This is a genomic window from Kitasatospora sp. NPDC058115, assembly GCF_042884635.1.
Classification (GTDB): Bacteria; Actinomycetota; Actinomycetes; order Streptomycetales; family Streptomycetaceae; genus Kitasatospora.
In genome coordinates this window covers 196,389-205,320 of sequence record NZ_JBHVTL010000012.1, presented here as the reverse complement: position 1 = coordinate 205,320, position 8,932 = coordinate 196,389, and the positions used below count along the sequence as shown (strand labels likewise).

Below are 8,932 nucleotides of genomic sequence, written 5' to 3'. Positions count from 1 at the left end.
GGGAACCGCCGGGACGCCGACCGCCCGGGGGCGTCCACCCCCGCTACGCCCGGTGCGGGTGCCACTCCGCCAGCAGGATGGTGGCGTCGTCGCGCAACTCGTGGTCCTGGTGGGTGACCAGGGCGTGGATCAGCTGGCGCAGCGCCTCGGGGGCCGGCTCGCCGCCGGCCATGTGCTGGACGTCGGCGAGGGGCGTGGGCCGTTCGGCCCTGCCCCGCCGCCCTGCTGCCCGCCGCCTCGGCCGTGCGGCGCGGCGCCCCCGGCCCGGAACCGCCGGGACGCCGACCGCCCGGGGGCGTCCACCCCCGCTACGCCCGGTGCGGGTGCCACTCCGCCAGCAGGATGGTGGCGTCGTCGCGCAGCTCGTGGTCCTGGTGGGTGACCAGGGCGTGGATCAGCTGGCGCAGCGCCTCGGGGGCCGGCTCGCCGCCTGCCATGTGCTGGACGAGGGTGTCGGCCAGACGGCGCTCCCCGAAGAGCTCGCCGGAGGCCGAGCGGGCCTCGGTGACCCCGTCGGTGTGGACCAGCATCCGGTCGCCGGGCTGCAGCCGGGCGTGGTGCACGGGTTGCGGCCCGCTCTCGTGGAAGCCCAGCCCGAGCGGCAGCTCGGCGGCCCGGACCAGGGCGTCCGGGACGATCCGGCGGTCCCGGACGAGCAGCGGCGCGGGGTGGCCGCAGTTGACCCAGGTCAGCTCGCCGGTGGCGGTGTCGAGGTCGGCGACCACCGCCGTGAGCAGCCGGTCCGGGATCCACCGGGCCAGCGTGCGGTCGATCGCGTGGACGATGTCGGCCAGGCCGCCGCCGGCCCGCCGGGTGGAGCGGCAGGCGGCCAGGGCGACCGAACTGGCCCCGCCGGACGCCAGGTCGTGGCCCATCGCGTCGAACACCGACACGTGCAGGTGCCCGCGCGCCACCGCGTGGTCGAAGGCGTCGCCGCCCACGTCGTAGGCCGGCTCCAGGACGGCGCTGGAGGTGACGTCCCGGGTGCCGATGGTGCGCGGCGGCAGGAAGGCCCAGAGCAGTTCGGCCTGCAGGCTCATCCGGTGCCGGCGCCCGACCTCGACGATGATGTCGCTGTACGCGCTCTTCGACACCGCCAGCAGGGCGACCAGGGAGGCCAGCGCCTCGAAGCCCGCGGTCGTGTCCGCGTTCCGGGCGCCGCCTTCGATCCGCAGGACGCCGATCCGCTCGACCCCGTCGACCAGCGGGTACCAGCCGACCGCGGGCGAGCCGGTGGAGAACTGGCTGCGCTGGAGGCGGTAGGCGCGGCCGCCGAGCGTCCCCTCGACGTCGACCTCGTCCTCGGGCTCGCCGTCCCCCGAGCCGGGCAGCAGCGGGACGAGGTGCCGCTGCTGGACGTCGGCCAGGAAGATCCGGGCCCCGTCCGCGCCCAGCCCGCGGACCGCCTCCCGCACCAGCCCGGGCAGCTCCGCCGGCCCGTGCGCCCGCGAGCGGGCCAGCAGCCGGGCCAGTACACCGCCCAGCACCGCATCGTCGTGGCCCACCGCCGTCCACCTCCCGTCGGCTCGGCGCCTACCCACCATCGGCCCGATCCTGCGCTCCCGCCACCAGGAGGGGCGCACGAGGGGCCGCGGGCGGCCCGCCGACGGCGGAACCCCGGTCAGCGGGCCTTCGCGGTGGCGGCGACGGCGGGAAGGACGGCGAGGGCCAGCAGGCCGCAGGCCAGCGAGAGGAGCGCGTAGCTTCCGGCGGAGACCACGACGCCGGAGGCCAGGCCGCCGGTCGCGCCCGCGACGGCGATGGCGACGTCCACCGTGCCCTGGGTCCTGGCGCGGGTGGCGAGGGGCGCGGCCTCGGTGATCATCGCGGTGCCGGAGACGAGGCCGAGGTTCCAGCCGAGGCCGAGCAGGGCGAGCGCGAGGGCGAGGAGGACGACGGATCCGGCCGGGGCCGCGGCGGCGAGGAGTCCGGCGGCGAGGAGGGTGAGGCCGGAGCCGGTGGCGACGGCGGTCGGGCCGTGCCGGTCGACCAGCCGGCCGGTCAGCGGGGAGGGCAGGTACATGGCGCCGACGTGGATGGCGATGACGAGCCCGGAGGCGGCCGTCCCGTGGCCGTGGTCGTGCATGTGAACGGGCGTCATCGTCATGATCGCGACCATGACGAGCTGGGTGAGGACCATCGTCAGCGCGCCCAGCACCAGCGTCGGCCGGCGCACCTCGTCCTGGTCGGTCGCGGGGGCGGCCGCGTCCCCCGCCCGCTGCTCCTGCTCCGAACGCCGGAGCTCACGGGCGAGCAGCAGGGGGTCGGGGCGCAGCCGGACGGCGAGGACCAGAGCGGCCAGGGTGTAGGCGGCGCCGGCGAGCAGGAAGGGTCCGGCGAGGGCGGGCACGCCGAGGTGCTCGGCCAGCCTCCCGGTGGGGGCGGCGAGGTTGGGGCCGACGACACCGCCGAGGGTGGTGGCGACCAGGACGGTGGAGACGGCCCGGGCCTGGTGGCCGGGGGCGGCGAGGTCGGCACCGGCGTAGCGGGCCTGGAGGTTGGTGGCGGTTCCGGCGCCGTAGACGAACAGGGCGAGGAACAGCAGCACCGGGCTGTCGAGGGCGGCGGCGGCGATGACGCCCCCGCTGCCGACGGCGCCGGTGAGGTAGCCCGCGGCCAGGCCCGGCCGGCGGCCCCTGGCCTGGGAGATCCGGCCGACCGCGACGGCGGCGAGGGCCGAGCCGGCGGTGAACAGCGCGCTGGGCAGTCCGGCGAGGTCGGTGGAGCCCAGCATGTCCTGGGCGAGCAGGGCGCCGACGGTGATGCCGGCGGCCAGGCCGGCGCCGCTGAGGACCTGGCTGGTGACCAGCACGGTGAGGGTGCGGCGCTGCGCCTCGGAGCGGGTGGGTATGCCGGGCGCGGCGGCCGGGCCGGTGCTGGTCACGGGGTGGTTCTGCCTTCGGGTGCGACGGGTGGGGGTGCCCGGCGCGACGGGTCGTCGCCGGGCAGCCCCCACCGTAGGCCGCGCCCCGAGGGCGGCGGTAGAGGATCATGGTCAGGGGGACCGTGATCGACGGAGCCGTCAGCAGCGGCTGCGGCCCCGGGGCGGGGTCAGCCGAGCGGCAGCTCCAGGGCGGCCTCCTGCCCGGTCTGCGAGCCGACCGTGGTGGTCGTGACGACGGCGAGGTCCATGTTCGCGTACGAGTACAGCGGGTCGCGGCCGTTGACGACCAGCGCCAGCCGGTGGCCGGCCGGAAGGTCGTAGGAGGCGGCCTGGAGCTGCCAGCTGACGCCGGCGTTGACGTTCGGGGTCAGGTCGGTGGCGGTGTACGGCTCGTGGGTGATGATCCGCGCGGTGCCGTCCGGCGCGACGTCGAACAGGTACGCGACCAGGGTGGCGGCGGTGACGGTGCTGCGCACGGTGAGCCGGACGGTGGCGGCGCCCCGGATCCGGCGGGCGACGCCGCCCGAGCCGGAGAGCGGGTCGGTCGCCCAGACCAGCAGCCGTGAGCGGTCGAACGTCGCGAGGTCGTAGGGCTTGGGGTTGCCGAACCACTCCTTCTGCCCGGTCTTCATGATCGCGTCCACGGCGACGGCGTCCGTCAGGGTGCCCGCCTCGAAGTCCCGCGACCAGCCGGCGGCCGGCTTGTCGGAGAGCCGGCCGTCCCCGGAGCCGTCGGCGCCCGTGAGGTACCAGGCCTCGGCGGCGGTGGTGAACTCGTTCCAGCTCGCGAGCGGCTCCCGGCGCGCCGGGACGGTGATCAGCCTGCTGCCGCCCGGGATGGGAAGGGTCTCGTAGGTGAACATGGACTGGGCGTTCACCTCCGGCCAGTCCGGCACGCCGTTGTCGGCGTCGAGCAGGTAGTGGTCCAGCCACTCGTAGGCCTCCCGCATCGGAACGGCGATGCCCGGGAACGGCAGGCCGCTCAGCAGACCGGTCAGGCCGGGGCCCTCGGGGGCGCCGTGGTCGCCGATCCAGAGGTTGAGCCGCTTCGGCACGGTCAGCTGCTGGAAGGTGTCGATCACCGAGGCGACCGGGAACAGGGTCTCGTGCCAGGTGTTGGAGATGAAGGTGGGGATGCCGCGGGCGTTGGTGCGGTCCACGTACGTCTGCGGGGAGCGCCTGGTGCCCCAGTCGACCACGGTCTCCATGTCCCGGCCGGCCAGGAAGTTCCTGAGGATCTCCTGGGTCGCCTCGTCGAACTTCTCCTCCATCGGGCCGCCGGTGAAGTCGATCAGCAGCCGGACGGCCTCCAGGTGCCGGGTGCCGTTGTCGTAGAGGCTGGTGGCGAGATTGCCCCAGGTGCTCCCCGCGACGACGACGCGGACCCGCTCCGCGGGGTCGTGCGCGGCCACCAGCTGGCTGATCCCCGAGCCGTAGGACAGGCCGAGGAAGCCGACCCGGGTCGGGGCGAAGTACTCCTCGGCGTAGTCGATCACGACCGAGCCGTCGGTCCGGTCGTTCTCGCCGGCGACGTCGACGAAGCCCTCGGACGTGGACAGCCAGCCGGGGATGCCGATGCCGCGCGGGGTGTAGGCCAGCACGTGGTAGCCGCGCCGGGCGAGGGTGAGGTAGGCGTAGAGGAAGGGCAGCCATCCGTACGGGTTCCAGCCGGCGGGCACGATCACCACGGGGTGCGGGTTGCCGTCGTTCAGCTTGATGGTGAGCGCGGACAGCCGGAGGTCGCCGTCGCCCCCGGGCACGGTGATGCCGGTGACGTCGACCGTGCCGGCCTGCCGGACGTCGGCGGCCAACTCCGCCAGCTCTGCGGGGAGTTCGACGCCCGGCTCGCCCCGGAGCGCCGCCAGCAGCGCCCGGGCCAGGTCGACGACGGACTCGCTGGGGGTGAGGCCCGGGCCCCAGATGCCGTTCGTCGCGATGTCGATGAGCGTCGCGTCGGTGATCGACGCGATCGGGTCCCCACTGGCAGTGGTCATACGGGCCGTCCTCTCGGTACCGGTGGCAGCGGGCACCCTGCACGGGTGCCACCCGGAATCCTGATCAACCGCGCTCGAACAAAACGGACTTGACGCCGAGGTTCACTCGAAGGGATGCCGTCGCACGCACCGAGTTGACGCCACGCCCCACCGGGCCGAAGGGGCGCCCCGGCCCGGGACCTTCGGCGGCCGGATGGGGCTGCTCGGACCCTGGGGCCGGGCACCCGCCGGGCGGGACGCTGGTCACCGGAGGGGCCGCGCACACCGGGTGCCGCGGACCCCCGGGACCGGGGAGGTCGTACGCATGGCGCACAACGTGACGGTGGGGATCGACGGTTCGGTGCCGAGCGCGGCGGCCGCCGAGTGGGCCGCCCGCGAGGCGGACCGGCGCGGGCTCGCGCTGCGGATGATCCACGTGGCGGGAACCGAGGCCGACGCGCTGGAGCGCGACCTCGGCGGCGGGACGGCGCTGCCCACCCCGGTCGCCGACCTCTGCGACGGGATCGCCGCCGCGCTGCCCGGGCTCGACGTCACCTGCGAGGTCCAGCCCGGGCACCCGGCGTACACCCTCGCCGCCGCGAGCGGGCGCGCCGAGCTGCTGGTCCTGGGCTCGCGCGGCCTCGGCGGGTTCACCGGGCTGCTGATCGGCTCGGTCGGCCTGCGGACCGCCGCCCGCTCGCAGTGCCCGGTCGTCCTGGTCCGGGCCCTGACGGACCGGCAGGACGGCGACGCCGCGGGCGACGTCGTGGTGGGGCTGGAGAGCGACCGGCCCGGTGACGCCGTGCTGGAGTTCGCCTTCCGGTACGCCGCCGACCACGGCACCGGCCTGCGCGCGGTGGAGAGCCGGACCACCTCCCACGACGTCTACGCCACCCGGGCGCCCGTCGAGCAGGCCGAGATCCGCGCGGCGATGGCCGCCGCCGAGCAGCTGCGGCTGGAGGACGCGCTGGCGCCCTGGCGGGAGAAGTTCCCGCAGGTCCGGGTGGAGGCCGAGGTGTGCCCCTGGAGCCCGGGCCGGGCGCTGGTGGAGGCCTCGCACGGCGCCTGCCTGGTGGTGCTCGGCCGGCGCACCCCCGCGCACCCGCTGACCGGGCCCCACCTCGGGCCGGTGGCCCAGTCGGTGCTGCACCACGCGCACGCCCCGGTCGCGGTCGTCCCGCACCCCTGAACCGGACCACCGATTCCGGACCACTGAACCCGGACCCCTGATCCCCGACCGCTGGTCCCCGACCGCGGCGGGACCGATCGCCCACCGCGGCAGGGACCTTCGGACCACGGGGAGGTCCCGTTGGGCGGATGCCCGCCCGGCCCCCGAGCAAGGAACCTGGAACCGAAGGCGCCCGCGGCGCCCGATGTCGGACGATGACCCGAAAGGCAGTCCCGCACATGTCGACCCGCCCGAAGCACGACGCGAAGCCGTCGCCCACGAGCGTCCTCGCCGCCCCGCACGACGCCGTCGACCGTCTGGTCACCGGCGCCCTCACCGCCCTGGAGGAGTACGGCTCCTTCACCCAGGAGCAGGTCGACCACATCGTCAAGAAGGCCTCCCTGGCCGCCCTGGCCCGGCACACCGGCCTGGCGGCGCTGGCGGTGGAGGAGACCGGACGGGGCCTGTTCGAGGACAAGGCCGTCAAGAACGTCTTCGCCTGCGAGAACGTCACCCATGTGATGGCCCGCACGAAGACCGTCGGGGTGGTCCGCCGGGACGAGATCGACGGCATCGTCGAGATCGCCGAACCGGTCGGCGTGGTCGCCGGCATCACCCCGGTCACCAACCCCACCTCCACCACGATCTTCAAGGCGCTGCTCGCCCTGAAGACCCGCAACCCGATCGTCTTCGCCTTCCACCCGGCGGCGCAGCGCTGCTCGGCCGAGGCGGCCCGGGTCGTGCGCGACGCGGCGGTGGCGGCCGGGGCGCCGGCGCACTGCGTCCAGTGGATCGAGGAGCCGTCGATGGCGGCCACCGACGCGCTGATGCGCCACCCGGGCGTGGCGACGATCCTCGCCACCGGCGGCAACGCGATGGTGCGGGCGGCGTACAGCTGCGGCAAGCCCGCACTGGGCGTCGGCGCGGGCAACGTGCCGGCGTACGTCGAGCGCAGCGCCGACCTGCGGCGCGCGGTGAACGACATCGTGCTGTCGAAGACCTTCGACAACGGCATGATCTGCGCCTCCGAGCAGGCGGTGATCCTGGACGCGGAGATCCGCGAGGCCGCGCTCGCGGAGTTCCGCAAGCTGAAGGCGCACCACGCGAGCCCCGAGGAGAAGGCGCTGCTGGAGCGGCACCTGTTCGGGGTCGGCGACGGGGTGTCGTGCGCGGGCGCGAAGCTGAACGCGGAGGTGGTGGGCCGCACGGCCGCCGAGGTGGCGGCGGCGGCCGGCTTCGTGGTGCCGGCCGACACCACGGTGATCCTGGCGGACTGCGAGCGGGTCGGGCCCACCGAGCCGCTCACCCGGGAGAAGCTCTGCCCGGTGCTGGCCGTGCTGACCGCGGGCTCCCGCCGGGAGGGCGTCGAACTGGCCGCCGCCATGGTGGAGTTCGACGGCCCCGGGCACTCGGCGGCGGTGCACACCGAGGACGCGGCGTTCACCGAGGAGTTCGGGCACGCCGTGAAGGCCTGCCGGATCATCTGGAACGCGCCCAGCTCGCAGGGCGGCATCGGTGACGTCTACAACGCGTTCACGCCCTCGCTGACCCTGGGCTGCGGCAGCTACGGGCACAACACCGTGGCGGGCAACGTCTCGGCCCTGAACCTGGTGAACATCAAGCGGATCGGGCGGCGCAACACCAACATGCAGTGGTTCAAGGTCCCGCCGAAGATCTTCTTCGAGCGCAACTCCGTCAAGTACCTGGCGAGCATGCCGAACGCGCGCCGCGTCGTGGTGGTCACCGACCACACCATGGTGGCGATCGGTCACCTGGAGCGGATCCGGGGCGTGCTGGACCGGCGCCGGGAGCCGGTCGAGGTGCGGGTCGTCGACTACGTGGAGCCCAACCCGAGCATCGACACGGTGCGCCGGGGCGCGGAGCTGATGCGGGAGTTCGAGCCGGACACCATCATCGCGCTGGGCGGCGGTTCGCCGATGGACGCGGCCAAGGTGATGTGGCTGATGTACGAGCACCCGGAGGTGGAGTTCGCGGACCTCAAGGAGAAGTTCTTCGACATCCGCAAGCGCGCCTTCACCTTCCCCGACCTCGGGGAGAAGGCCAAGCTGGTGTGCGTCCCGACCACCTCGGGCACCGGCAGCGAGGTCACCCCGTTCGCGGTGATCACCGACACCGTCACCGGCCAGAAGTACCCGCTCGCCGACTACGCGCTCACCCCGACCGTGGCGATCGTCGACCCGGCCCTCACCACCCGGCTGCCGGCCGACGTCACCGCCGACACCGGGTTCGACGCCCTCACCCACTGCATCGAGACCTACGTCTCGGTCTACGCCAACGACTTCACCGACGGCCTGGCGCTGCAGGGCGTCCGGCTGATCTTCGAGAACCTGGAGCGGGCGGTGACCGCCGGGGCGGACGACCCGGAGGCCCGCGAGCGGATGCACAACGCCGGGACGATCGCCGGCATGGCCTTCGGCTCGGCCTTCCTGGGCGCCGTGCACGCCATGGCGCACACCCTGGGCGCCACCTTCCACGTCGCCCACGGGCGGACCAACGCCCTGCTGCTGCCGCACGTGATCCGCTGGAACGGCTCGGCCCCGGCGAAGGTCACCGGCTGGCCGAAGTACCGCAGCTACGTGGCCCCGGAGCGCTACCAGGCGATCGCCCGGATGCTCGGCCTGCCGGCCGCGACCCCGGAGCAGGGCGTGGAATCGCTCGCGGCGGCGGTCGAGGACCTGCGGGACCGGGTCGGCATCCCGCGCTCCTTCAAGGAGGCGGGCGTCGACGAGGAGGCGTTCCTGGCGGCCCTGCCGCAGCAGGCGATGAACGCCTACGAGGACCAGTGCGCGCCCGCCAACCCCCGGATGCCGCTGCTCGCCGACATGCAGCGGCTGATGCGCCGGGCCTACTACGGCGACCAGGCCTGAGGGTCTGGGAAGGGAGAGA

6 protein-coding genes are annotated in these 8,932 nt (G+C 74.5%); 2 read left to right on the top strand and 4 right to left on the bottom strand.

The features are described from left to right. Positions 1-43: 43 nt before the first annotated feature. From ACFVVL_RS15330 to ACFVVL_RS15315, 4 genes are all read right to left on the bottom strand, one after another. Positions 44-172, bottom strand: coding sequence for a hypothetical protein (locus ACFVVL_RS15330; RefSeq protein WP_387675212.1), 129 nt, complete (start codon positions 170-172; stop codon positions 44-46). A gap of 136 nt (positions 173-308) precedes the next feature. Then, on the bottom strand, positions 309-1,505 hold the full coding sequence (locus ACFVVL_RS15325) for a PP2C family protein-serine/threonine phosphatase (RefSeq protein WP_387675209.1): 1,197 nt from the start codon (positions 1,503-1,505) through the stop codon (positions 309-311). 116 nt (positions 1,506-1,621) lie between these two features. Beyond that, positions 1,622-2,884: an MFS transporter gene (locus ACFVVL_RS15320; protein ID WP_387675206.1), complete on the bottom strand. Its 1,263-nt coding sequence runs from the start codon at positions 2,882-2,884 to the stop codon at positions 1,622-1,624. A gap of 167 nt (positions 2,885-3,051) precedes the next feature. Continuing rightward, positions 3,052-4,878, bottom strand: coding sequence for a CocE/NonD family hydrolase (locus ACFVVL_RS15315; protein ID WP_387675203.1), 1,827 nt, complete (start codon positions 4,876-4,878; stop codon positions 3,052-3,054). A 304-nt stretch (positions 4,879-5,182) separates the two neighbouring features. Here ACFVVL_RS15315 and ACFVVL_RS15310 point away from each other — a divergent pair, with 304 nt between their 5' ends. Beyond that, positions 5,183-6,046 (top strand): universal stress protein, encoded by an 864-nt coding sequence (locus ACFVVL_RS15310; RefSeq protein ID WP_380297471.1) that lies wholly within the window; start codon positions 5,183-5,185, stop codon positions 6,044-6,046. A gap of 218 nt (positions 6,047-6,264) precedes the next feature. Beyond that, positions 6,265-8,913 carry a bifunctional acetaldehyde-CoA/alcohol dehydrogenase gene (adhE, locus tag ACFVVL_RS15305; protein ID WP_387675199.1) on the top strand — a complete coding sequence of 883 codons (2,649 nt, stop codon included), beginning with the start codon at positions 6,265-6,267 and terminating at the stop codon, positions 8,911-8,913. Positions 8,914-8,932 lie beyond the last annotated feature (19 nt).

What these genes read in the sequence shown, in the direction of transcription:
- ACFVVL_RS15330 (WP_387675212.1), bottom strand. Translation starts at nt 172, where the DNA reads ATGGCCGGCGGCGAGCCGGCCCCCGAGGCGCTGCGCCAGCTGATCCAC.
- ACFVVL_RS15315 (WP_387675203.1), bottom strand. Translation starts at nt 4,878, where the DNA reads ATGACCACTGCCAGTGGGGACCCGATCGCGTCGATCACCGACGCGACG.
- ACFVVL_RS15310 (WP_380297471.1), top strand. Translation starts at nt 5,183, where the DNA reads ATGGCGCACAACGTGACGGTGGGGATCGACGGTTCGGTGCCGAGCGCG.
- adhE (WP_387675199.1), top strand. Translation starts at nt 6,265, where the DNA reads ATGTCGACCCGCCCGAAGCACGACGCGAAGCCGTCGCCCACGAGCGTC.